Annotated in this window: 20 protein-coding genes and 1 tRNA gene; 9 read left to right on the top strand and 12 right to left on the bottom strand. The window is 67.6% G+C overall.

The window, feature by feature from the left end; translation table 11 throughout:
• Positions 1 to 269: 269 nt before the first annotated feature.
• The 6 genes from ACFPOB_RS12370 to ACFPOB_RS12345 form a co-directional block, all read right to left on the bottom strand.
• Positions 270 to 1,121 (bottom strand): ATP-binding cassette domain-containing protein, encoded by an 852-nt coding sequence (locus ACFPOB_RS12370; protein ID WP_377798749.1) that lies wholly within the window; start codon positions 1,119 to 1,121, stop codon positions 270 to 272.
• Positions 1,121 to 2,200, bottom strand: coding sequence for a DUF2218 domain-containing protein (locus tag ACFPOB_RS12365; RefSeq protein WP_377798698.1), 1,080 nt, complete (start codon positions 2,198 to 2,200; stop codon positions 1,121 to 1,123). Before ACFPOB_RS12365 ends, ACFPOB_RS12370 begins: the two co-directional genes overlap by 1 nt.
• The gene (gene fhuB / locus ACFPOB_RS12360; RefSeq protein ID WP_377798696.1) at positions 2,193 to 4,190 is read right to left on the bottom strand and encodes a Fe(3+)-hydroxamate ABC transporter permease FhuB; all 1,998 of its coding nucleotides are present in this window, start codon (positions 4,188 to 4,190) and stop codon (positions 2,193 to 2,195) included. Before fhuB ends, ACFPOB_RS12365 begins: the two co-directional genes overlap by 8 nt.
• Positions 4,183 to 5,067: an ABC transporter substrate-binding protein gene (locus ACFPOB_RS12355; protein WP_377798695.1), complete on the bottom strand. Its 885-nt coding sequence runs from the start codon at positions 5,065 to 5,067 to the stop codon at positions 4,183 to 4,185. The genes fhuB and ACFPOB_RS12355 overlap by 8 nt, the downstream gene beginning before the upstream one ends.
• A gap of 73 nt (positions 5,068 to 5,140) precedes the next feature.
• Complete coding sequence (locus tag ACFPOB_RS12350; protein ID WP_377798693.1) at positions 5,141 to 7,357, bottom strand: TonB-dependent siderophore receptor; 2,217 nt, start codon at positions 7,355 to 7,357, stop codon at positions 5,141 to 5,143.
• 58 nt (positions 7,358 to 7,415) lie between these two features.
• On the bottom strand, positions 7,416 to 7,556 hold the full coding sequence (locus ACFPOB_RS12345; RefSeq protein WP_377798691.1) for a hypothetical protein: 141 nt from the start codon (positions 7,554 to 7,556) through the stop codon (positions 7,416 to 7,418).
• A 30-nt stretch (positions 7,557 to 7,586) separates the two neighbouring features.
• On the opposite strand from ACFPOB_RS12345, the gene ACFPOB_RS12340 reads away from it, so the two are divergent.
• Positions 7,587 to 8,471 carry an AraC family transcriptional regulator gene (locus ACFPOB_RS12340; RefSeq protein ID WP_377798690.1) on the top strand — a complete coding sequence of 295 codons (885 nt, stop codon included), beginning with the start codon at positions 7,587 to 7,589 and terminating at the stop codon, positions 8,469 to 8,471.
• Positions 8,472 to 8,579: 108 nt separating this feature from the next.
• Here the strand turns inward: ACFPOB_RS12340 and ACFPOB_RS12335 are convergent.
• From ACFPOB_RS12335 to ACFPOB_RS12320, 4 genes are all read right to left on the bottom strand, one after another.
• Positions 8,580 to 8,655, bottom strand: a tRNA-Thr gene (locus ACFPOB_RS12335).
• A 119-nt stretch (positions 8,656 to 8,774) separates the two neighbouring features.
• The gene (locus tag ACFPOB_RS12330; protein ID WP_377798688.1) at positions 8,775 to 9,719 is read right to left on the bottom strand and encodes a prephenate/arogenate dehydrogenase family protein; all 945 of its coding nucleotides are present in this window, start codon (positions 9,717 to 9,719) and stop codon (positions 8,775 to 8,777) included.
• The gene (gene hisC, locus ACFPOB_RS12325; protein ID WP_377798686.1) at positions 9,716 to 10,825 is read right to left on the bottom strand and encodes a histidinol-phosphate transaminase; all 1,110 of its coding nucleotides are present in this window, start codon (positions 10,823 to 10,825) and stop codon (positions 9,716 to 9,718) included. Before hisC ends, ACFPOB_RS12330 begins: the two co-directional genes overlap by 4 nt.
• Before the next feature lie 23 nt (positions 10,826 to 10,848).
• Complete coding sequence (locus ACFPOB_RS12320) at positions 10,849 to 11,682, bottom strand: chorismate mutase (RefSeq protein WP_377798684.1); 834 nt, start codon at positions 11,680 to 11,682, stop codon at positions 10,849 to 10,851.
• A 313-nt stretch (positions 11,683 to 11,995) separates the two neighbouring features.
• Here ACFPOB_RS12320 and metX point away from each other — a divergent pair, with 313 nt between their 5' ends.
• Both metX and metW read left to right on the top strand, forming a co-directional pair.
• A complete protein-coding gene (metX, locus tag ACFPOB_RS12315) occupies positions 11,996 to 13,174 on the top strand; it encodes a homoserine O-acetyltransferase MetX (protein ID WP_377798682.1) in 1,179 nt (392 codons plus the stop codon).
• A gap of 2 nt (positions 13,175 to 13,176) precedes the next feature.
• Positions 13,177 to 13,800 carry a methionine biosynthesis protein MetW gene (metW, locus tag ACFPOB_RS12310; protein ID WP_377798680.1) on the top strand — a complete coding sequence of 208 codons (624 nt, stop codon included), beginning with the start codon at positions 13,177 to 13,179 and terminating at the stop codon, positions 13,798 to 13,800.
• Between the two features lie 124 nt (positions 13,801 to 13,924).
• Here the strand turns inward: metW and ACFPOB_RS12305 are convergent, their stop codons facing one another.
• Positions 13,925 to 15,763 carry a glycoside hydrolase family 15 protein gene (locus tag ACFPOB_RS12305; protein WP_377798678.1) on the bottom strand — a complete coding sequence of 613 codons (1,839 nt, stop codon included), beginning with the start codon at positions 15,761 to 15,763 and terminating at the stop codon, positions 13,925 to 13,927.
• Positions 15,764 to 15,777: 14 nt separating this feature from the next.
• Positions 15,778 to 16,575 (bottom strand): trehalose-phosphatase, encoded by a 798-nt coding sequence (gene otsB, locus ACFPOB_RS12300; protein WP_377798676.1) that lies wholly within the window; start codon positions 16,573 to 16,575, stop codon positions 15,778 to 15,780.
• Positions 16,576 to 16,783: 208 nt separating this feature from the next.
• Here otsB and ACFPOB_RS12295 point away from each other — a divergent pair, with 208 nt between their 5' ends.
• From ACFPOB_RS12295 to ACFPOB_RS12270, 6 genes are all read left to right on the top strand, one after another.
• Positions 16,784 to 18,340, top strand: coding sequence for an alpha,alpha-trehalose-phosphate synthase (UDP-forming) (locus tag ACFPOB_RS12295; protein WP_377798748.1), 1,557 nt, complete (start codon positions 16,784 to 16,786; stop codon positions 18,338 to 18,340).
• A 120-nt stretch (positions 18,341 to 18,460) separates the two neighbouring features.
• Entirely contained in the window at positions 18,461 to 20,728 is a 2,268-nt protein-coding gene (gene ptsP, locus ACFPOB_RS12290; protein WP_377798674.1) for a phosphoenolpyruvate--protein phosphotransferase, read from the top strand.
• Positions 20,729 to 20,788: 60 nt separating this feature from the next.
• The gene (gene prfA / locus ACFPOB_RS12285) at positions 20,789 to 21,874 is read left to right on the top strand and encodes a peptide chain release factor 1 (RefSeq protein WP_377798672.1); all 1,086 of its coding nucleotides are present in this window, start codon (positions 20,789 to 20,791) and stop codon (positions 21,872 to 21,874) included.
• A gap of 61 nt (positions 21,875 to 21,935) precedes the next feature.
• A complete protein-coding gene (locus ACFPOB_RS12280) occupies positions 21,936 to 22,181 on the top strand; it encodes a hypothetical protein (protein ID WP_377798671.1) in 246 nt (81 codons plus the stop codon).
• Positions 22,182 to 22,209: 28 nt separating this feature from the next.
• Positions 22,210 to 23,094 (top strand): peptide chain release factor N(5)-glutamine methyltransferase, encoded by an 885-nt coding sequence (prmC, locus tag ACFPOB_RS12275; protein WP_377798670.1) that lies wholly within the window; start codon positions 22,210 to 22,212, stop codon positions 23,092 to 23,094.
• Between the two features lie 392 nt (positions 23,095 to 23,486).
• Positions 23,487 to 24,527, top strand: coding sequence for a DUF4167 domain-containing protein (locus ACFPOB_RS12270; protein WP_377798669.1), 1,041 nt, complete (start codon positions 23,487 to 23,489; stop codon positions 24,525 to 24,527).
• The last annotated feature ends 32 nt before the right edge of the window (positions 24,528 to 24,559 follow it).

Here is a 24,559-nt window from a genome sequence, read left to right as displayed (position 1 = left end):
GCACACTCGGCATCGTCACCGCCGCTGCGCTCAAGCTGCACGCGGCGGCACGCTCGCGCGCAATGGCGCTGGCATCCACGGGGCAGTTCATTCACATCAACCCGCGCACACGCCTGGTTGTCGTGGTCCTGCGACCCGCTCGAAGCCGGGCGATCGCCGCCGCCTCGAAATCAGCGACGACGCCTTCTTCGCCGCCTTGGCAAGCTATCTTTGAGCTTAGGCAACCTCCTGTGGGCCCGCGAGCACCCGATCGGCCTCAGATCGCCGCCTCACACAAAGGCGAGCGGCCGTCCTCCATGCGGATGGGCGATCACGCCGACCTCGACGCCGTAGATCATGCGCAGCACATCGGGACGCACGATCTCGTCGGGCGTGCCGCGCGCGACGAGCCGGCCGGAGTGCAGCGCTATGAGCTCGTCGCAGAAGCGGGCGGCCATGTTGACATCATGCAGGACGACGACGATGCCGAGGCCATGCTCGTGCGACAAGCGCTGCACGAGCGTCAGCACCTCCATCTGATGGGCGAGGTCGAGCGCCGCGATCGGCTCGTCGAGCAGGAGGCATTGGGCATCCTGCGCCACCAGCATGGCGAGCCAGGCGCGCTGGCGCTCGCCGCCCGACAAGGTATCGACGAGACGCTCGGCGAAGGGCTCGATATCGGTCAGCGCCATGGCCTCGCCGACCTTGTCGCGGTCGCGCCGGCCGAAGCGGCCGAGCGCCCCGTGCCAGGGGTAGCGGCCAAGCGCGACCAGCTCCTTGACCAGCATGCCGGCGGCGGGCGGCGTCTGTTGCGGCAAGTAGGCGACCCGGCGCGCGAAGGCGCGGTTGTCCCAGCTCTCGATCGGACGTCCGGCATAAGATAGGACGCCGCGCGAGGGCTGCTGCTGCCGCGCCAGCAGCTTCACCATCGTCGACTTGCCCGATCCGTTGTGACCGAGGATGCCGATCACCTTGCCAGCACCCAGGTCGAGCGACAGCGGTTCCAGCAGGACACGGCCCGCTATCGAGAAGCCGACCTCCTCAAGCGTGAACAGGGGGCCGCTCGTCTGCGGCCCCGCGTCGATCGCCTGGGGTGCGGCGCTGAAGCGCCCGGCGGCGCTCGCAATCGCTTCAGTCTGCATCACTCACCATGGTCGTGCACATCGGCGTGACCCCGGCGCCAATAGGCGGCGACGAGATGGCGGTCCTTGGGCAGCTGTTTTTCTGCCCGCAGATGCTTGCGGATGGCCCGTGCAGCGGCCTGTTCGCAACCGGCGAAGACGAAGGGGCTTCCCTGGTCCGGCAGGGCGATGCTGCGCACCGCCTGCGGCAGCAGATCGGTCGAGCCGGCCGGCGCGCCCTCGCGATGCAGCCAGGTCACCTCGATCATGGCTTTCGAAGCGATCTCCTGCTGCTCGGAGGCGTCAGCCACCTCGATCACGATGCTGGCCCGAGTAGAACTCGGCAATGTCTCGGCAATACGCGCGATCGCCGGCAGGGCCGTCTCGTCGCCGCAGAGCAGATACCAGTCGGCCGGGATCACGTCGCCGCCGCCTGGTCCGAGCAGGCCGACGCGATCGCCCGGCTTCGCTTGGCGCGCCCAGATCGAGCCCGGCGAGTCGTCATGCAGCACGACGTCGATGTCGAGCTCGCCACGGGCATGGTCGATCGATCGGATCGTGTAGGTCCGCTTCGCCAGCGCGTCGTCGCCCTCCGGCCAGATCACCCGGCTGTCGGGCCCGACGCTCGGCCAAACCGGCTCGCGCCCGCGCGGCGGGATCAGGACACGCACATGCAGGCCGCCGCTGGTGAAGTGGCCGGGGTCGTCGCAGGCGACGGTGACGCGCCGCATCGCGGGGGTGATGTCACGGGCGCCGCGCACGACGACCTCGCGGAAATACGGGATATGGGTCTCGCCGACCGCGTCGCCCTGCCAGTCCAGCGCGATGGTCTCGCCATCGGCGAATTCGACGAGATGTTCGGCGACGGAGGATTTGACGACAAAGAGATAGCTCTTGGTCGGCGAGGCGACGGTGATGTCCAGCGCATTCGCTGCAACCTTCAACTGGACCGCTCCGAATATCCCCTCAACCCGGGCATTGTCGGCCTCTCGCGTGACTGTCCCATGGTCAACGAAGTGGTCGCAGAGCCGGTCGAGCATGCTGGCCGGGTTGATGAGCGCAACCCGGGCGCTGGCGTGCAAGTTGGTATCGTCAGCCATGCCGGCTCCCTGTGCGATTCAACAGCCAGATCAGATAGGGACCGCCGATCAGAGCCGCAAACAGTCCGGTTGGCACCTGATAGGGGAAGGCGACGAGACGCGCGAGCCAGTCGGCCAGGATCAGCACGCCGCAGCCGATCAGGAGCGAGGCGACGAGCTGGTCGCGGGCCCGCGCAAAGCCGGCGAAGCGCGCCAGATGCGGCGCGATCAGGCCGATCAGGCTGAGCGGGCCGACCAATAGCGAGGCGACCGCCGTCGCCAAGGCCGCCAACGCAGCGAGGATGAGACGGCTGCCCGCGACGGAGAGGCCGAGGCTACGGCTCGCCACCTCGCCCAAGGGCATCAGATCGAGCCAGCGCGTCGCCAAGAAAAGCGGCGCGATCAGCAGCAGGCAGGCGGCCAATCCGACCCAGACTTCGATCTCGCCGGCGCGGTTGGTCGAGCCGGAGAGCCAGGTCAGCAGCACATAGGCGCGCAAATCGCCCTTGGCGAGCGCCGTCGAGACCAGGGCCATGCAGAGCGCGCCCATGGCGATGCCGGCGAGCAGCAGGCGCTGCGAGCCGATGCCGGGTCGCCCCGCCAGGACGAGCATCACAAGAAGCACGGAGAGCGAGCCACCGGCGATGCCGAGCAGCATCGAGAACGGGCTGAACGGCAGCAGCGCGAGCGCGAGCGTTAGGCCAACGCCGCCGCCGGCGCTGACGCCGAGAACCTCGGGTCCGGCCAATGGATTGGCGGTGAGGCGCTGCATCAGGCAGCCGGCGGCGCCGAGCAACGCCCCCGCGGCGCCCGCCGCAACCAGACGCGGACCACGGAAGGGCAGCAGCTCGGCGAAGAGGCCGTCCATCGCGATACCCCAGCCCTGCGGTCCGCGCCCGAGGACAAGGCCGAGCAGGGCGACAATCGCGACCGCCGCCGCGAGGCCGGCGAGTGCCGGCAGCGGACGCCCGATGCGATGCGTCGGTGTCATGGCGTCGACGGCTTGAGCAGGCGGGGCCGGCGGGACGCGGCGCATCAGCCACAGCAACAGCGGGCCGCCGAGCAGGGCGGTGGCGGCGCCGGTCGGAGCCAGATCGTTGAAGCCGGAGCCGAGCAGTTGCACCGCGCTGTCAGTGATGGAGAGCAGCAGCGCCCCGACCGCCGGCGCCGCCAGGAGCAGCCGGCGCGGCGTGCGGGCGCCGAATTCGCGCGCCAGCGCCGGGGCGGCGAGGCCGACGAAGCCGATGACGCCGACCTCGGCGGTGACGCTGGCCGCGAGCCAGATCGCCACCGCGAGCACGGCGAAGCGGGCGGCATGTAAGGCGAGGCCGAGATTGCGGGCGATGCCATCGTCGAGCCCCAGCAGCGCGAGCGGACGCAACAGCAGCGCTGCCGCGAGCCAGCACAGCAGCAGGCGCGGGCCGAGCGCCAGAACCGCGTCCCAGCTCTGCTGGTGGAGCGAGCCGGCGCCCCAGATGAACAGCGAGAGCACATAGTCGCCCTTGGCGAGGATGACGGTCGCGCTCAGGGCAGCGGCCAGCAGCGAGACGACCATGCCGGAGAGGACCACCGTCAGCGGCTCGAGCCCGCGCCGCCAGCTCAGCCCGAGCACGAGGGCGACGGCGAGGAAAGCGCCGGCGAGCGCGACGCCTTCGCGCGAGAAGACGATCGCTGCGGGAGCAAAGGCGGTCGCGATGGTCAGTGCCAGTTGCGCGCCCGAGACGACGCCGAGCGTCGAGGCGTCGGCGATCGGATTACGCAAGACACCTTGCAACAGCAGGCCGGCGAGCCCGAGCGCGGCGCCGCAGATCAACGCGGCAACGGAACGCGGGACGAGGCTGTGCCAGAGCAGGATATGGTCGAGCTGCCGTGCGAGCTCGGCCGATGCCGGCACCGGCGGGCGCATCGTCATCACGGCGGCGAGCAGCGTCGCAGCCGCCAGCGTGGCGATTAGCCAGAGACCGGGATGGCGGCCCGGTCTGGACGGTACCGCCATGGCCGCCTCAGCCATGTACCGGTCCCTTGGCCAGTAGCGCCTCCGCCAGAAGCCGGGCGAAGCGCCGCGCCGCCGGCAGACCGCCATAGGGATTGATCGAGGCGAGCGGCAGCAAGCGCCCGGCGCGGACGCTAGGCAGCGCGTTCCAGAAGGTGCTGCCCGCGAGCACCTCGAGCGCGCCGGGCGGGACCGGCGGGATCAGGGCAATCCAGGCATCAGGCACACGCGCCAGCGCCTCCAGGCCGACCGGCGCCATGGCCGAATAGCTGGTATCGTCGCTCCAGGCATTGGCGAGGCCGAGCCGCTTCAGAACCTCGCCGAACATGCTGTCGGCGCCGAAGACGCGGAAATGCCTGGGGTCGCCGAGGTTGATCGGGATGACCGGCCGCGCCGCATGCGGCGTCAGCCGCTCGCGCAGGGCGGCGAACTCCGCCTCGGCTTCGGCGATGTAGCGCTCGGCCTCATTGCTCCTGCCGAGCCTTGCGCCGATGCTTCGCATCATCGCCGCCGCTGGCTCGTAGGGCGGGCGACCAGGCACATAGATCGAGAAGCGCTCGACCGGCGCGATGCGGGCGAGCCTTGGCTCCGAGCTGACATAGAAGCTCGACGAGTAGATCAGCTCTGGCCGCGAGAGCAGCAGCAATTCGAAATTGACCGTGCCGCGCAGGCCGAGATCAGTGACGCCTGCCGGAACCGCCGGCTCGACCGCGACCTCGCGGAACTGCAGCAATTCGGGCGCGGCCACCGGCAGGGCGCCAAGCGCGAGCAGGGTCTCCAGCACCGACCAGTCGACGGTTGCGACGCGCAGGCCGACGGCATGAGCCGGGCGCGGCAAGGCAGCCACCGCCAGGGTGGCGAGCGTCTCGCGCCGTGTCGGGAGCCTCAAATTCATGGGTACCGGTCTAACATGGGCGAAAGCCGCAGCGGGAGCCGCGGCGTTTCGATGTCGTGCGGGTCCGTTGCCTCTACCACCGATAATTGGCCGAGACGGTGATGGTGCGGGCGTCGCCATAGCCGCAGCCGGACTGGCCGTTGCAGCTCTTCACATAGGCCTTGTCGAACAGGTTGGTGACGTTGAGCGCCATGCCCCAATTGCCGATCTGGTAGCGGATCGCGGCATCGACCAGGGTCGCGGCCGGCACCTTCAGCGTGTTCTCGGCATTGGCGTAGGAGCTGCCGACATAGCGGACGCCGGCGCCGAGGCCGAGGCCTTTGAAGGCGCCGTCCGGCACGGTGTAGTCGAGCCAGGCCGAGGCGGTCACCTCCGGCACGACCACCGGCGTCTTGCCGACCAGCAGCGGGCGGGTGTCCCGCGTCGTCTTCAGATCGAAGGCGGTGAAGGAGGCGAGCAGCTTCAGGTCCTTGGTGATGTTGGCCTTGGCCTCGAATTCGAAGCCGCGCGATGTCACCTCGCCGAGCTGCTGCTGGGCGAACGGGTTGAGAGCGGTCGGCGCCGGGTTCAGCACGTTGCGCTTGGTGATGTGGAAAACCGAGGCGGTGAGCAGCGCGTCCATGAAGCTCGGCTTGTACTTCACTCCGGCTTCGTATTGCTGGCCTTCCTCCGGGCGGAAGGGCTGGCCGGGGCCGCCGAGCAGGTTCGGGACAGCGTCGAAGACCGGGGTGAAGAAGGTCGCGGCGCTGACATAGGGTGCCAGCCCATTGGCGAACTCGTAGCCGAGGCCGGCGCGGCCGCTCCAGGACGCCTCCTTCTTGTCGTAGGTCGGCGAGAACAGAAGCCCTGCCGGGCTCACCGACTTCTTGTCGACATAGTCGTAGCGGCCGTTCAGCGTCACCAGCCAGCCGCCGCCGAAGCGGATCTGGTCCTGGGCGTAGAAGCCGATCTGGTGATGCTTCAGGTCCTGGTTCAGATAGACGCCGGTCGGGCCCTGCGGCGCGCCGTAGACCGGATTGGTCACGCTGATCGTGGTCGCGCCGCCCGAAGCCTGGGTATGGTCGATGTTGAAGTATTTGTAGTCGACGCCGAAGAGCAGCGAGTGCTCGAGCGGCCCGGTGACGAGCTTGCCGTCGATGCGATTGTCGACCGTGAAGGTCCTGACCCGCGTGCGCTCCTGGAAGCCGATGCGGTAGAGCTGGTAGTCGGGTCCGAGCGGCTGCAAGCGGTCGCCGAAGGGCGCGTCAGGTCCGGCATAGCCGAAGCCATAGGGGCCGAGCTGAGAGCCCTTCATCACGCCGTAGCGCAGGTTCTGGGTGAAGGTCCAATTGTTGGCGAACTGGTGCTGGAACTCGTAGCCGAGCAGCGCCTGCGTCCGCTCCTGATCGTCGATCGCCGGCTCGCCATAGAAGGCCTCGCGCCGGATCCTGCCGAAGGGCGCATTCCTCACCGTGCCGATATAGGGCAGGAAGCCGCCGCCGACATGGACCTGGTCGAGCGCCGCATACATGCCATAAGCGGTGAAGCGGGTGGCGCCATTGGGCTGATAGCTGATCTGCGGCATGATCACGCCGCGGAAATCCTTGGAATAGTCGGTGTACTGGTCGCCGCCGGAGAGCCTGCCGGTCAGGCGCGTGCTCCAGACGCCCTGCTTGTCGCTGACGCCGATATCGATGCCGGTATAGGCGTTGCCCCAGTTGTTGATGCCGGCCTCGACATAGCCGAAATTCTTACCCGTTGGGCGCTTGCTGACGAGGTTGACGATGCCGCCGGGCGTCGAGCCGCCATAGAGCACAGAGGCCGGGCCTTTCAGCACCTCGACGCGCTCGAGCAGGAACGGATCGATCTGGAAGCCGCCGAAGCCGTAGGAATAGAGCTGCAGCCCGTCCATGAAGACGCCGGTCTGCGTCGCCTGGAAGCCGCGGATGAAGATCCAGTCGGTATCGGGATCGGGGCCGAAGGTCTGGGCGGCGACGCCGGCGGTGTAGCGCAGCGCTTCGTCGACCTTGAGCGCCTTGCGGTCGTCGATCTCGTCGCGGCCGAGCACCGAGACGGCCTGCGGAATCGCGGTGATCGTCGTGTTCGCCTTGGAGCCGGTCGCCGAGCGGGTCGCGACATACCCATTGACCGGGCCGGCCGTCGTGCCGCCCTCGCCCTCGACCACGATGGTGTCGAGCTGGACCGTCGGAGCGGGCTGCGCCTGCGCCATGGCGGCGCTGGCACTGAGCATGGCGAACGAGACAGTCGAACTAAGACTAAATCCAGATTTCATCTTTTGCTTGTAGCACATTTCCAATCCCGGCCCCAGCAAATGCCGCCATTTCAGAACTGATCAAATTTAGAATCATTCAAAGGCGGAGCTCAGCTTTCTGTTCGGCAATATCAGCAACGCGCAGGGCAGGATTGATCGTTTCTGTCATGCATTGAACGATCTTGGGCGCGAGTTTACAATTGGCTTGACCACGTTGCATTTTGATCACGCGCCGCAAGGCGACTCCTCGCCGCTCCGGAGGCTAGCCATGGGTTTCCAGCCGCGCATGCGTTCGGTCCGCGAGGGCATCAGCGTCATCGGCGCGCTGAAATACAGGGTCTGGAACGGCGTCGTCGCCGATCTCTGGCAGGCCGAATGCCAGGCCGGCGCCAGCGGCGAATATGTCTCCGAGCATCCGCGCCTGTTCGTGGTCCTCGACAAGGTCGGCGGCCATTTCGAGACGCGCCTCCGTCCGAACGAGCCCGGCATTTCGAGCAGCGCCCGCGCCAACGCCATCAGCTTCATGCCGGCGGGCGTGCCGGTCTGGGGGCGCTCGCAGCAGCGCATGCGCATCCGCCATCTCGACCTGCACTTCGATGCCGCGACCGTCAGCGAGCGGCTCGGAGAGGCGCTGTCGCCCGAGCGGCTGGCGCAGCCGCGCATCGGTTTCTCGAATCCGCGCATCCTGACGCTGGCGCGCCTGATCGCCGGCGAGTGCGCCGAGCCGGACGCGCGGCACGACCTCTATGGTGATGGGCTCGTGCTCGCCGTGCTGATCGACCTCTTCGGCATACGCGCCAACGCGCCGCGCCGACGCTCGCCGCTGAGCAATTGGCAGCTCAAGGCGGTGACCGACTACATCACCGAGCATGCCGCGGGCACGATCCGGCTGCAGGACCTCGCCGAACTCGTCGGCATGTCACAGTCGCATTTCAGCCACGCCTTCAAGGCCTCGACCGGCCTGCCGCCGCATCAATGGCAACTCAAGGCCCGGATCGAGCGCGGCCAGCGCCTGCTGGCATCGAGTGAACGTCCGCTGACCGAGATCGCAGCCGATGCCGGCTTCTCCGACCAGGCCCATTTCACCCGCGTCTTCCGCCGCATGGTCGGCGAGACGCCGGCGGCCTGGCGCCGCAGCGCCCTGGGCGAATAGCGAACTAGCTCGGTCGGGCAGGCCCAAGTTTACGCCCAGGCATGGTCGACGGACGACTTCTACGCTGCGGTCCGCTTTGAATTTCGCTTATTTTTCAGGGGTTTGGAGTGGTGCCGCAAGAGGGATTCGAACCCCCGACCCCCTCATTACGAATGAGGTGCTCTACCAGCTGAGCTATTGCGGCGACGGGTGGGGCTGTATCAGCCCGACTCGATTTTGACAAGGCAGGCAGGCGCTGCAAGGCAGCAGAATTCACGCCTGATCGCGGAATGGCCCTGGATTCGCGAGCACCGCCCCTGCCCTTCAGCCCTTCCTGAGCTTCTCCGTCTCGGCCTTCTCCTGGCCGAGCGCGACGATACCGCGGCGGATGGCGCGCGTGCGGGTGAAATGCTTGTGCAGGGTCTCGCCGTCGCCATAACGGATGGCGCGGGTGAGCAAAGCCAGGTCCTCGTTGAAGCGGCCGAGCATTTCCAGCACCGCCTCCTTGTTGGCGAGGAAGACGTCGCGCCACATGGTCGGATCCGAGGCCGCGATGCGGGTGAAGTCGCGGAAGCCGCCGGCCGAGAACTTGATCACCTCCGACTGCGTCACCGCCGCCAGATCCTCGGCGGTGCCGACGATGTTGTAGGCGATCAGATGCGGCAGATGGCTGGTGATGGCCAGCACCAGGTCATGATGCTGCGAGCCCATCACCTCGACGATCGCCGCCATGCCCTCCCAGAACTGGCGGGTGCGGGCGATCGCAGCCTCGTCGGTGCCGGGCGGCGGCGTCAGGATGCACCAGCGATCGAGAAAGAGGCTGGGGAAACCGGCATCAGGGCCGGAATTCTCGGTGCCGGCGACCGGATGGGCCGGGACGAAATGCACGCCCTCGGGCAGATGGGGCGTAACCGCCTCGACGACGGCATGCTTGACCGAGCCGACATCGGAGAGGATCGCGCCGGGCTTGAGCACCGCCGCGATCTCCTCCGCAACCACGCCGCAGGCGCCGACCGGCACGCAGAGCACGATGTGGTCGGCGTCGCGGGCGGCCTCGATCGCGGTCTCGGCGATCTCGTGGCCGAGGGCGAGTTCGCGGGCGCGGCGGCGGACATCGGCGTCGTGATCACTCAGCACGATCTGGCGGGCGAGGTTGAGCTCCTTGGCCGCATGGGCGATCGAGGAGCCGATCAGGCCGATGCCGATGATGGCGAGCCGCCCGAAGAGCGGCTCGTCGCGGCGCGGCGCAAAACTGTCCGGCGCGCTCACTTGGCCTTGCCCAGGAACTCGGCCAGGGCCGCGACGACGAGGCGGTTGGCCTCCTCGCTGCCGATGGTCATGCGCAGCGCATCGGGCAGGCCATAGGATGCGACCGAACGCAGGATCAGCCCGCGCTGGGTCAGGTAGGCGTCAGCCTCCTTCGCACTCTTGCCGGCGGCTGTCGGGAAATGGATCAGGAGGAAGTTGCCGACGGAGGGCGTGACGGAAAGGCCGAGCTTCTCCAGCTCGGCCGTGGTCCAGGCCAGCCATTTGTCGTTGTGCTCGATCGCCGATGCGATGTGCGCCTCGTCGGCAATCGCAGCGACGCCAGCCTCGATCGCAGCGCCGTTGACGTTGAACGGGCCGCGGGTGCGATTCAGCGCGTCGATGATGTGGGCGGGACCATAGGCCCAGCCGAGGCGCAGGTTCGCCAGGCCGTAGATCTTCGAGAAGGTGCGGGTCATCACGACGTTCTCTGATGTCGCGACCAATTCGAGACCAGAGGCATAGTCGTTGCGCCGGACATATTCGGCGTAGGCCGCGTCGAGCACCAGCAGCACATGAGGCGGCAGGCCGGCCTGCAGGCGCTTGACCTCGTCGAAGGGCAGATAGGTGCCGGTCGGGTTATTGGGATTGGCGAGGAAGACGATCTTGGTGCGCGGCGTCACCGCGGCGAGGATCGCGTCGATATCGGCGGTGAGCTTTGTCTCGGGCACGATCACCGGCTTGCCGCCGGCGGCGAGGATCGCGATCTTGTAGACGAGGAAGCCGTGCTGCGTGAACACGCCCTCGTCGCCATCGCCGAGATAGACCTTGGTGATCAGCTGCAGCAACTCGTCCGAGCCGGTTCCGCAGACGATGCGGTTGGCGTCGAGCCCGTAGCGGCCGGCGATGGCCTCGCGCAGCTTGGTGGCCGAGCCGTCGGGGTAGAGTTCCAGCTTGCCGGCGAGGTTGCCATAAGCCGCGATCGCCTTCGGGCTCGGGCCGAGCGGGGTCTCGTTGGAAGAGAGCTTGTGCAGCTTGACGCCGGCCGGAGCCGAGGACTTGCCGGGGACATAGGCCTCGATGTCGAGGACGCCGGGACGCGGGACGGGGCGGGAAGCGGGCAGAGCCATGGGGCTGGACCTTGAAGGAGTGATCAGCGGACGGATTTGAAAGCGAAGCGGGCGGCGTGGCTGCCGATCTCGGTCAGTTCCTTGAGGCCCGCGGGTTCGAGCGCGCTGCGGATGGCTTCGACCGGGGTTTCGCCGGAAGCGGCCACCAGCAGCGCCAGATGCGAGCCGTCGGCGGCGCTGGCCGAGACCTCGGCGAGGTGCTGGGCAAGGCCGTGGCGGAGTTGCTCCGACCAGCGCTCGACGCGGGCGGCATAGAGCACGATCTCGCGCACGGCGGCGTCGGTCAGCGGCTTGGCGATGCAGTAGACCGGCGTGCCGGCGGGATGATCGGGGCGCTCGATGAAGGGCAGGCGCGCAATGATCTTGGGCTGGTCGGCGCCGATCAGACCCTGCCACCAGACGCCGGCGCTGGCGCCGAGATCCATGCGGAAGATGCCGAGATCGCCGGCCGAGTCCGCCACCGCTGCGATCACGGCGCGGGCATCCTCATGGGTGACGAAAGGCACGGTGAAGCCGAAATGGAAGCGGGCGCTGTCGCGCATCGCCGCGTCGCCGCCGGAGATGTCGGCATGGACCGAGTAGTTCGCCTGCACGAAGGTGAAGGTCGCGATGATGATGCGCCAGATGCTCTCGACCGTATCGAGCGGCAGGAGACCCTGATGGCGCAGCGCCAGGCGCTTCATCATGTCGGCCTCGCGGCCAGGGCGGAAAGCCGAGCCGGACACTTGCGTCTTCTTGATCGCGATCAGCGTCTCGATGATCTGCGAGCGCTCCATCAGCAGGCCGTGCATCGCCGCATCGATGCGGTCGATCTCGCTGCGCAGGTCGGCGAGCGTGGTCGGGGCGGCTTGCGTCATGATGGCCAGACTTCTTTAATCGTGCCGGTCTCTTAGAGCATGCCGCGCCCCGATGGAACCACGCCGTCTTTCCGGGGCGGGCCGAAGGCCTGAGCCCGGAACCCATGACCACGGCAGGTCCTTAAAAGGGCGCTGAGCGGGCAACGCCTGTCCGGTCTGCCCCATGTTCATGGGTTCCGGGCTCGCGCTTGCAGCGCGCCCCGGAAAGACGGCTAGAGCCGTCGCAACGCATCGCCGCGTTGACAGGCGGGAAGAGCCGCGCCATCGGTAAAGTCCGCTATTACGAACGGACCGGGCGACAAGACAAATCCGAATGCCGAACCGGACGCAAGCTCCCGACCTCCTCGCCGACCCGCTGGCCGAAGCCAATCGGCCTTCGAGCCTGGTCGCCCAATTCGGGCCGGACAAGGCCCTGCAGCTCGATTCCGGCGCGACGCTGGAGCACTGGCAGATCGCCTATCAAACCTATGGCGAGCTCAATGCGGCGCGTTCCAACGCGGTATTGGTCTGCCACGCCCTGACCGGCGACCAGTATGTCGCGAGCCGCAACCCGGTCACCGGCAAGGGCGGCTGGTGGACGGCGATGATCGGGCCTGGCAAGCCTGTCGACACCGACCGCTTCTTCGTGATCTGCGCCAATGTGCTCGGCGGCTGCATGGGAACCACCGGCCCGGCCTCGACCAATCCCGAAACGGGCAAGCCCTGGGGCCTTGCCTTCCCGATGGTGACGATCCGCGACATGGTGCGGGCGCAGGCGCATCTCATCGACTCGCTCGGCATCGACAGCCTGTTCTGCGTCGCCGGCGGCTCGATGGGCGGGATGCAGGTGCTGCAATGGGCGGCGAGCTATCCGACGCGGGTGTTCTCGGCGCTGCCGCTCGCCACCGCCGCCAAGCACTCGGCCCAGAACATCGCCTTCCACGAGGTCGGCCGGCAGGCGGTGATGGCCGATCCGGACTGGCGCCAGGGCCGTTATCTCGACGAGGGCACGCGCCCGGCCAAGGGGCTCTCTGTCGCGCGCATGGGCGCGCACATCACCTATCTCTCGGAGCCGGCGCTGCACCGCAAATTCGGCCGCAAGCTGCAGGAGCGCAGCGCCCCGACCTTCACCTTCGACGCCGACTTCCAGGTCGAAAGCTATCTTCGCTACCAAGGCATCAGCTTCGTCGAGCGCTTCGACGCCAATTCCTATCTCTATGTGACGCGGGCGATGGACTATTTCGACCTCGCCGCCGACCATGACGGCGTGCTGGCGAAAGCCTTCGCCGGGACGCGGACGCGCTTTTGCGTCGCCTCCTTCACATCCGACTGGCTGTTCCCGACCAGCGACTCGCGCGCCATCGTGCACGCGCTGAACGCCGCCGGCGCCTCGGTCTCCTTCGTCGAGCTCGAAAGCGACAAGGGCCACGACGCCTTCCTGCTGGAAGAGCCCAACCTGTTCGCGACGACGCGCGGCTTCATCGGCGCCGCGGCGCGAGCCAGGGGGATCTGAGCATGGCACTGGCCGATACCCAGACCAACCGCATCGACCTGCGCCTCGTCGCCGAGATGGTGACGCCGGGCTCGCGGGTGCTCGACGTCGGCTGTGGCGACGGCGAATTGCTGTCATTGCTCGCCGAGACCCGCGGCGTCGACGGGCGCGGCATCGAATTGTCGCGCGAGGGCGTCGCCGGCTGCGTCGCGCGCGGGCTCTCGGTGATCCAGGGCGATGCCGACACCGACCTCGCCGACTATCCCGACGATTCGTTCGACTACGTCATCCTCTCTCAGACCATCCAGGCGACGCGCAATCCGCGCCATGTGCTGGAGCACATGCTGCGCATCGGCCGGCGCGCCATCGTCTCCTTCCCGAATTTCGGGCATTGGCGGATGCGCGCCCAAGTCTTCTTCATGGGCCGGATGCCGGTGACTGAATCCCTGCCCTACACGTGGTGGGAGACGCCCAACATCCATTTCTGCACGATCCGCGACTTCGTCGCGCTCTGCGACACGGTCGGTGCGGAAAAGGAGCGCGCGGTCGCGCTGGACGTCGCCGGCGGCAGGGTCGGCGTCAGCGCGCCCTGGTGGTTCTGGAACCTCTTCGGCGCGCAGGCGGTGTTTTTGCTGAAGCGGGGGTAGGCCCGCACCCGTCACGCTCGGGCTTGACCCAAGCACCTTGCGCCGGAAGAGGCTCCTGTCGGCGCCTCCTCGCCACAAGATTCTCGGGTCTTCGCTTCGCTCCGCCCGAGAATGACGGCCCCCTTTAGAACGCCTCTTCCCAGTTCCGGCTCAGCCGCATCGCCGAGTTGATCAGCCCGACCATCGAATAGGTCTGCGGGAAGTTGCCCCAGAGTTCGCCCGTCTCCAGATCGGCATCCTCCGAGAGCAGGCCGAAGCTGTTTCGGCGCTGCAGGATGCGGCCGAACAGCTCCTTGGCCTCGTCCTTGCGGCCGATCGCGTGCAGCGCATCGACATACCAGAAGGCGCAGATCAGGAAGCCGGTGTGCATGAAGCCGAAATCGTCTTCTGTGCCATAGCGCAGGATGAGATCGCCGCGGCCGAGCTCGCGGCCGATCGCCTCCACGGTCGCGATGTAGCGGGGATCGTCCGGCTTGACGAAGCCGAGCTCGGCGATCAGGAGCAGCGTCGCGTCGAGATCGGCCCCGTCGAAAGTCGAGACGAAATGGCCCTTCTCCTGGTTCCAGATCCGGTCGGAGATGATGCCCTTCAGGCGCTTGGCTTCGCCGCGCCAGTACTCCTTGCGATCGGCGCGGCCGAGCGTGCCGGCGATGCGGGCGAGCCGGTCGCAGGCCGCCCAGCACATCACGCTGGAGAAGGAATGGACCACCTCTTTCTCCCGTAGTTCCCAGGGGCCGGCATCGGGCTTGTCAAAGACCGAGATCGCACGTTCGCCCATGCGCTCGAGCTGGGCGAAGAGTGCTTCCTTGCCGGGCTGGATCAGGCGGCGGTCGAAGAAGGAGTGGGTCGCGGCGAGGACGACGGCGCCATAGCCGTCGTTTTGGATCTGCGTCGCCGCGCCGTTGCCGACACGGACCGGCTGATGGCCACGATAGCCGGCGAGGTTCGGCACCTCGAACTCGCGCAGTTCGCCGCCGCGCGTGATCGGGTAGAGCGGCGGCAGGTGCTCGGCGCCGCTCTCCGAATAGGTGTCGACGATATTGGTGATGAAGCCGAGATAGTCCTCCATCGTCCGCGTCGTGCCAAGGCGATTGAGGGCGTGGACGACGAAATAGGCGTCGCGCAGCCAGCAGAAGCGATAGTCCCAGTTGCGCTGCGTGCCCGGCGCCTCTGGGATAGAGGTCGTCAGCGCCGCGACGATGGCGCCGCTCTCCTCGAAGGAGCAGAGCTTCAGCGTGATCGCGGCACGAATGACCTCGCGCTGCCACTCGAACGGAATCGAGAGCGAGCGGACCCAATCGCGCCAGTAGTCGGTGGTCTTGTCGAGAAATTCGCGCGAGGTCGTCTCGATCTCGGCGCGCAGGGCCTCGTCCGAGCCGATGAAGAAGGAGAACGGCTTCTCGACCGCAAAGGGGATACTCTCCAGCACGTAAGAGACCGGCGCGTCCGTCGTTAGCCGGATGGTCTGGTCGGCGCCGACGAAGCGGACATGGTTGGAGCCGCGCGTGATCTCGTCCGGCTCCTCGCCGAGGCCGAGGCAGGGCTTGACCACGACGCGGATGCGCGGGCGGCCGGAGATGCGCCGGACCCGACGCACGAGCTGCGGCGGCCGGAAAAAACGCTCGTAGCGGACGAAGCGCGGGGCGAAATCGAGAATCTCCAGCGCATTGCCCTGATCGTCGGACAGCACCGAGGAGAGGATCGCGGTGTTGTCGAGATAGCTCTGCTCGCAGCGGGTCATCCCGACCATCTCGATGGCGAAGACGCCCTTCTTCGGTACGGCGTCGCCGTCGTCGATCTGGTTGTCGATCAGCGCGCAGAACACCGGGTCGCGGTCGAAGCGCGGAAAGCAGCTCCAAACGATGCGCGCCTGCCGATCGATCAGCGCGGCGATCGTGCAATTGCCGATGACGCCGAGATCGAGCGAGGCCGCTCTCGGCGAGGCGGTGGTCGTCACAGTCATGCCTGTTCCTGAAGTCAGCCCTGGAGGAAAGATTCGAGCGTGAGGTCGCCGCCTTCGGCAGCGGCGAGGAGAACATGGCGCAGCGCCGTCGGCGAAGCGAGGCGATGGCGGGCGCAGGTCTCACCATCGCCGATCCGGATCGACAAGCCGTCCGCGGCATTGACGGCGGCGAAACCGTCCTCGTCGGTAATGTCGTCGCCGATGAAGACCGGGGTGCGGCCGACATAACCGTCCTGCTGCAGCAGCCACTTGATTGCGCCGCCCTTGCTGGCGGTCGCCGGAACCAGCTCGGCGACAGCCTTGCCCCGCTGCAGACGCATGGACGGGCCGATCTCGGTCGCAACCTCCTCCATCAGCGCAAGCGCTTCGTCGGCGAGCGACGGCGCCAGCCGCCAGTGCAGCGCCACCGATTGGCGCTTGTCCTCGACGATGACGCCGATATGGGCATTGGCGAAGCGGACCATCTTGCGGATCGCGGCCTTTATTGCCTCCGAAGGCGCAGCGAGCGGCGCCTCGGCGCCGTCAAGACGGATCTGGGCGCCGTGCAAGCCGGCGGTGTCGAAACGATAGGGCGTCATCATCTCGTCGAGCAGTCCAACCGGCCGACCCGAGACCAGGGCCAGCGCTCCGCCAAGCCGCTGACGAAGCGCCTCCAGCGCTCCCGGCAGGCGCCGGTCGATCTTCACATCCTCCGGCGAAGGCGCGATCTCGACCAGGGTTCCATCGAAATCCAGGAACAAAGCGATCTGCCCGGTCAGGGCAGCCGCTTTTGCGGGAGTCTTGGTGATTTCGGGGCTCGGCATCTCTGACATGGCGATCTGGTTAGAAGGCGAAGCGGGCAAAAGCACGACAGGCCGTCCCCTCATCGCCACATTCAAAGTTCAGTTTGGCACGAGGTCACCATGATCCAGTCACGACGGCGACGCGATCCGGCCGGCGAGCCCGCCTGCACACGAAACATTACGCCTGCCCGCGCGTTCTGTTCCCGCGCCATTACGGCAGCGTCAGCAAAAGTGAGGCATCATGCGTCTTGTCGTCGTGTCCAACCGCGTCACCATGCCCGATCGGGGCGAAAAGGTGGCGGCAGGTGGATTGGCGGTCGCGCTGCGCTCGGCCCTCGAACAGCATGGCGGCCTCTGGTTCGGCTGGAGCGGCGCGACGACGGCGGAGCCGGCGACCAGTGTCGAACCTGTGCGGCATGGCAAGGTCAGCTACGCGGTCACCGACCTGACCGAAGCCGAGCGGCAGAGCTATTATCTCGGCTTCGCCAATCGGGCACTCTGGCCGCTGATGCATTACCGGCTTGGCCTGACCGAGTTCAATCGCGCCGACTATGCCGGCTATCTCGGCGTCAACCGCCGCTTCGCCCGGCTGCTGATCCCGCTGCTCAAGCCCGACGACGTCATCTGGATCCACGACTACCATCTCATCCCGCTCGCAGCCGAACTGCGCCGGCGCGGCGTCACCAATCGGATCGGCTATTTCCATCACATCCCCTGGCCGCCGGCCGATGTGTTCAGCGCCCTGCCCTTCTCGGCGACGCTGATCAGCACGATGACGGCCTACGATCTGATTGGCCTGCAGACGCAGAACGACGTCGCCAATCTGGTCGGCGGGCTGGTGGCGCTCTGCGGGGCGCGTCGCGACGGCAACCGGGTCAAGGCCGGCCAGCGCGAGGCCGTGGTGCAAGCCTTCCCGATCGGCATCGATGTCGAGGGCTTCCGCAAGCTCTCCGTCGCCTCCGTCCGGGCGGCGACCCAGCCGGTGCGTGCAACCACCGCACCGCTCGGTAGCCGCAAGCTGGTGATCGGCGTCGACCGGCTCGACTATTCCAAGGGCATCGTCCAGCGGCTCGAAGCTTTCGGCACCTTCCTGCGCAATCACCCGGAGCATCGCGGCGAGGTCGGCCTGCTGCAGATCGCGCCCCCCTCGCGCAGCGACGTGCCCGAATATGCCGAGCTCGACCGGATGTCGGACGAGGTCGCCGGCAGGCTCAACGCCGCGCTCGGCGAGTTCGACTGGACACCGATCCGCATGGTGAAGAAAGCCTATTCCCGCAGTGCGCTCGCCGGCCTCTACCGGCGCGCCCAGGTCGGGCTGGTGACGCCGATGCGCGACGGCATGAACCTCGTCGCCAAGGAATATGTCGCCGCGCAGAACCCCGACGACCCGGGCGTGCTGGTGCTGTCGCGCTTCGCCGGCGCTGCGCAACAGCTCGGCGAGGCGCTGATCGTCAACCCGTTCGACACTCATGAGGTGGCCGAGGCGATCAGGACCGCGCTGGCCATGCCTCTATCGGAGCGACGGCGCCGCTTCGAGCGACTCTACGCGACGATCTCCTCGACCGACATCGACTGGTGGACGTCGCGCTATCTCGCCGCGCTCTCGGGCCTAGATATCCCCAGCGGCGACATCGTGCCGCCGGGGCGGCCCAAGACACCGCGCACCACACGCAGATCGGGCGCGAACGCCGGCTCCGCACGCCCCAATATGCCTGCCCGCTCCTCACTGTCGACGCGTGGCAAGGGCGAAACGGCAAACGCTAAGCCCTTGCCGAACGCTCCCTCCGCTGGCTAGAAGCACGTCGCCAAGGGGCGGCAGAACCCGGCTCGCGCTTGCGACTCAGCGGTTGCGGTGTCAGGTCTGCTGGGGATATTCGGCTGACATGGCCGTGGAGGCGGGCGGAGGGCTTTCTTGATGCGAGGCGCACTCGGGGGATCGGGCGTGCTCCTGCGCCGTCTCCGCGAGGTGATGGCGGCGCCGGTCAGTCCGCAGGAGCGGCTCGACCGGCTCGTCGTCGTGATCGCCGGCAACCTCGTGGCCGAGGTCTGCTCGGTCTATGTCCTGCGTGAAGACGGCTCGCTCGAACTCTACGCCACCGAAGGCCTCAATCGCGAGGCCGTCCACCTCACCACGATGCGCGCCGGCGAGGGCTTGGTCGGCCTGATCGCCAGCGAGGCGGAGCCGCTCGCGCTCTCCGACGCGCAGTCGCATCCGGCCTTCTCCTATCGGCCGGAAACCGGCGAAGAAATCTACCGCTCCTTCCTCGGCGTGCCGATCTTGCGCGGCGGCGCGGTGATGGGCGTGCTGGTCGTGCAGAACCGCGCCTCGCGACTCTACAGCGAGGACGAGGTCGAGTCGCTGCAGACCACGGCCATGATCATGGCCGAGATGATCGCAGCCGGCGGTCTCAAGGCCCTGTCGAAGCCCGGCGCCACCATCGGCCTCGACCGTCCCATCCACAGCATCGGCACCACCCTCGCCGACGGCGTCGGCCTCGGCCATGCCGTGCTGCACGAGCCGCGCGTCGCGATCACCAACCTGATCGCCGAGGATCCCGGCCGCGAGGTGCAGCGGCTGGAGGCCGCGATCGCGACGATGCGGCTCGCCATCGACGAGCTGATCGAGCGCGGCGACGTCGCCCATACCGGCGAGCACCGCGACGTGCTCGAAACCTTCCGCATGTTCGCCCACGACCAGGGCTGGCTCAGGCGCATGCGCGAGGTGGTGATGACCGGCCTCACCGCCGAGGCCGCGGTCGAGCGCGTCCAGTCGGACACCCGCGCCAAGATGCTGCGCCAGACCGATCCTTATCTGCGCGAGCGCCTGCACGACCTCGACGATCTCGCCAACCGTTTGCTGCGCACGCTGGTCGGCAAGTCGAACGGCGTCACCCGCGAGGATCTGCCGGAGAACGCGATCCTGATCGCGCGCTCGATGGGGCCGGCGGCGCTGCTCGACTATGATCGCCGGCATCTGCGCGGCGTCGTCCTCGAGGAAGGCGGCCCGACCAGTCATATCGCCATCGTGGCCCGGGCGCTCGGCATTCCCGCGGTCGGCGAGATCGCCAATGCCACCGCGCTGATCCAGGCGGGCGACGCCGTCATCGTCGACGGCCAGGCCGGCGAGGTGCAGATCAGGCCGCAGCCGGACGTCGAGAACGCCTACAAGGACAAGGCCCGCCTGCGCGCCCGCAAGCAGGAGCAGTACCGCAAGCTCAAGACGCAGCCGGCTGTGACCAAGGACGGCGTCGAGATCCAGCTGCAGATCAATGCCGGCCTGCTGGTCGATATGGCCAATCTGGAGGAGACCAACGCCTCGGGCGTCGGCCTCTTCCGCACCGAGCTGCAGTTCATGGTGGCGCAGCACATGCCGACCACGGCCGAGCAGCAGGCGCTCTACGATGCGGTGCTCAAGGTCGCGAACGGCCGGCCGGTGACGTTCCGGACGCTCGATATCGGCGGCGACAAGGTGCTGCCCTATATGGAGCGGCTGGAGGAAGAGAACCCCGCACTCGGCTGGCGCGCCATCCGCATCGGGCTCGACCGGCCGCGACTGCTGCGCGCCCAGGTGCGGGCGCTGCTGCGCGCCGGCGCCGGTTGCGACATGAAGATCATGCTGCCGATGGTGGCAACCGTGAACGAGTTCCTGCGCGCCCGCATGCTGGTGCGGCGGGAGCTCGCCATGCTGGAGCGCGACGGCCGCCCGGCGCCGGCGAGCCTGAAGCTCGGCGTCATGGTCGAGGTGCCGTCGCTGCTGTTCGAACTGCCGGAGATCGCGCGCGAAGCCGATTTCCTCTCGGTCGGCACCAACGATCTGATGCAGTTCCTGTTCGCGGCCGACCGTGAGAACAAGCGCGTCTCCGACCGCTTCGACCCCTTGAGCGCGGCGGGTCTGCGCGCTCTGCGCAACATCGTCGACGAAGCCGCCAAGGCCGACTGCCCGGTCACCGTCTGCGGCGAGATGGGCGGCAAGCCGATCGAGACTCTGGCGCTGATTGCGCTCGGCTATCGCTCCTTCTCGATGTCGTCGGCCTCGATCGGCCCGGTCAAGGCAATGCTGCGCGCGCTCGACGCCGGCAAGGCGCGCCAGCGGCTCGATGCCTGGCTCGGCTCCTCCGACGGCGCCGCAAGCCTGCGCCCGCTCCTCGCCGCGCTCGCCGCCGAGATGAAAGTGCCGGTCTAGCGACGCTTCTCCCGTCATCCGCGCACGCCTCCCCTTTTCGTTCAAGATCGTTTCCGCATCATGTCGCTCCAGCTCCCGCAAGACCGTCTCGACTCGATCGTCGCCCGCCATGCCGCGGCGAGCGACGCCATCAATCATGCGACCGAGGCGGCCCGCGTCGTCGAATTGTCGAAGGAGCTGGCCGAGCTCGATCCGGTGGTCGCGGCGATCGCGGCCTGGCGCAAGGCACAGAACGGGCTGGAAGAGGCGCTGGCGCTGATCGACGACCCCGCCACCGATGCCGAGATGCGCGACCTCGCCTATGAGGAGCGCGATGCGGCCAGGGCCGAAATCGAAGAGCGCGCGAGAGAGATCCTGATCGCGCTGCTGCCCAAGGACGCGGCCGACGAGCGCGGCGTCATCCTCGAAATCCGCGCCGGCACCGGTGGCGACGAAGCCTCGCTCTTCGCCGGCGATCTCTTGCGGATGTATCAGCGTTATGCTGCCGGCAAGGGCTGGAGCGTCGAGATCCTGACCGAGAGCGAGGGCACCGTCGGCGGCTTCAAGGAGGTCATCGCGGAGATCGCCGGCAAGGGCGTCTATGCCAAACTCAAATACGAATCCGGGGTGCACCGGGTGCAGCGCGTGCCCGACACCGAGGCGAGCGGGCGCATCCACACCTCGGCGGCGACCGTCGCCATGCTGCCGCTCGCCGGCGAGGTCGACATCGCGCTCGACGAGAAGGATCTGCGCATCGACACGATGCGGGCCCAAGGCGCCGGCGGCCAGCACGTCAACAAGACCGAGTCGGCGGTGCGCCTGACCCATATCCCGACCGGGATCGTGGTGCTGGTTCAGGACGAGCGCTCGCAGCACAAGAACAAGGCACGCGCCTACGAGCTGATGCGGGCGAAGCTCTACGACATGGAGCGCAGCCGGGCCGATGCCGAGCGCTCGGCCGACCGGCGCTCGCAGGTCGGCTCCGGCGACCGCTCCGAGCGCATCCGTACCTACAACTTCCCGCAGGGGCGCGTCACCGACCACCGCATCAATCTGACGCTCTACAAGCTCGACGAGATGATGCAGGGCCTGGTGCTCGACGAGATCATCGACGCGCTGACAGCGCAGCGCCAGGCCGAGCTGCTTACCGAGCAAGGCAGCGTGTGAAACCTTCGCCTCTCTCGCGCGTTCTGAACGCACCGACCGTTTTTCTGGGGAGGATAGAGAGATGAAAGTCCTGTTCAGCGCCATCGCCCTTGCCGCCGCCGTCGCCTTCGTGCCGGTCTCCGCGGGGGCCCAGGAGCGGACCGCCAAGAAGATCCTGAGCGGCCAGCCCGCCACGTTGCAGAAGGCCAAGACCGAATCGCAAGCGCGGCGTGATTGTCAGCGTCAGTTCCGCGGCGCTAAGGAGAGCAAGTCCGCGCTGCGGATCAAGATCAACGCCTGCGTCCAGGAAGGCATGCAGGGCAACTGACCGGCCGCGTGCCGGGCCAAGGACACGTTTGACCGGCACGGACCGACCAATCGATACGATCACGCCCGTTGCCTTACCGGCAGCGGGCGAAGCTGCATCGGCCGCCCGCAAGGCGATCGCGCTGGCGCTGAAGCGTGCCGGCGTCGCCGATTTCACCTTCGAGGCCCGCATCCTGATCGAGGACCTCGCAGGCGGCAGCGATCCGATCGACGGGGCTGCCGCCATCAGGCTGAACGATGCGCTCGCACGACGCCTCGCCGGCGAGCCGCTCTGGCGCATCCTCGGCGCTCGCGAGTTCTGGGGCCTGAGCTTTTCGCTTTCGCCGGGAACGCTGGAGCCCCGGCCGGACAGCGAAACCCTGATCGAGGCGGCGCTCGGCCATTTCGCCTCGCGCCGGCACGACGAACTGCGCATGCTCGATCTCGGCACCGGCACGGGCTGCCTGCTGGTCGCGACGCTGCGCGAGTTTCCGCACGCGAGCGGCGTCGGCGTCGACCTTGCGCCCGACGCGATCGCGACCGCAACCGGCAACGCCGCGCGCAATGGCGTCGCCGAACGGGCTGCGTTCCACCAGGGCAACTGGACTGCCGGGATCGACGAGTGTTTCGACCTGATTCTGTCGAATCCGCCCTATATCGGCAGCGCCGAAATCGCCGGCCTCGACCAAAACGTGCGCGAGCATGACCCGCTTCTGGCCCTCGATGGCGGGCCGGACGGGCTCGACGCCTATCGCGCGCTCGCTGCCGCCCTGCCCCGCCGCCTGAAGCCAGGGGGCCTCGCCATCCTGGAGATCGGCGCCGGACAGGAAGAGGCGGTCGTCGCGCTGATGAGGCAGGCCGGACTCAACCATCTCGACTCGCGCCGCGACCTCGGCGGCCACGTTCGCGCCCTCGTCTTCGGGCACGCTCCTTGAACGCTGCACAGCCAGCTGCGCGAATTTGCTTGGAAGAAGCCGCAAAACCAGCTATGCACGCATGGTCTTGAAGACAGTGTCGACAGCACATAACCTTTGGCCAGGTTCCGCAGAGCGGGCCGAACCCTCGGATCACTGCCAGACTCGACGTTACTGACATTGCGAGACCGAGGCTCCGACTGTGCGAGACAGCCGTTCGGAGGAGGAGCCGGCGAGGCTCCATTGGAAAGAGCGCGTGAAGACCCATACCGGCGCAGAGCCCTTCCAGGTCGAATTTCTTACGCGCGGCGCCGCAACCCGCCGCGCGATACGGCGTGCATGACGACCTCAAGGTTGCTTAGAATGAACACAACGCGAGACAGACGCGAATGAGACCAGGTCAGAACCGGCGCATGCGCGGCCGTAGCAACAATAACAACAACAATAATGGCAACCGGAAATCTCCCAACCCGCTGCAGCGGAGCTACGAGTCGAACGGTCCGGACGTGAAGGTCCGGGGTACAGCGCAGCATGTCGCAGAGAAATACCTGCAGCTCGCTCGCGACGCCCAGTCTTCGGGCGATCCGGTTGCGGCCGAGAACTATTTCCAGCACGCCGAGCACTACTATCGCATCCTGCTCGCTGCGCAGGAGCAGATGACCCAGCAGTTCGGACACACCTTCCAGCCGAATCGCGCCTTCGTCGAAGATGCCGACGAGCTCGAGGAGGAGGGCGAGGAGGACGCCAGCTTCCAAGGCGGACAGCCCCAGGGCGAGCGCCAGCACAACGGCGTGAATGGCCATGGCGGCCAGTCAGAGGACGGCGAAGGCGGCCAGAACAATGGCCAGCGCTTCGACCGGCCGCATCGCCAGGACCGGCAGGACCGCAATCTCGATCGCAACGGCCAGCGCCGCTTCGACCGCAATGACCGCCAGGATCGGGGCGAGCGTCAGGACCGCGGTGATCGCCAGGATCGCGGCGAGCGCCGCTTCGATCGGAACGAGGGCCAGAACGGTTCCTATATGCCGCGCCCGGAGGCCCAGCCCGGCGCCGAGCAACCGGACATCGCGCCGGTCCAGAGCCAGGGCGAGCGCCGCTTCGATCGGCCGGAACGCCAGGAACGCCCCGACAGGCCGCCGCGCGGCGAGCGTCCGTCGCGCCGCGACCGCGATCGTGACGAGGCCCGCGCCAGCAACAGCAACGAGGAGCAGGACGCTCCGGCCGGGCTGCCGGCCTTCCTGACCACGCCGACCCGTGTGCCGATCGCGATCGCCGAGGAGACCGAGGCTCCGGTCGCCGCCCCGCCGACAGCCGCCGCTCCGGCGGACGCAGATGGTGCAGAGGCCGCACCCGAGGCCAGCGAGAAGCCGAAGCGCCGGACGGCCCGGCGGCGTTCGCCGCGCGAGGTGATGGACGCTCTCGGCGGCGAAGGCGGCGAGACCCCGGCCGAGTGATCTGGCCAACGTGATGGAACAATGGAAAGGGC

The organism is Allobosea eneae (genome assembly GCF_042657265.1).
GTDB lineage: Bacteria > Pseudomonadota > Alphaproteobacteria > Rhizobiales > Beijerinckiaceae > Allobosea > Allobosea eneae.
The sequence above is the reverse complement of the archived record's forward strand: the minus strand, read 5'-3'. Positions and strand labels throughout refer to the sequence as shown.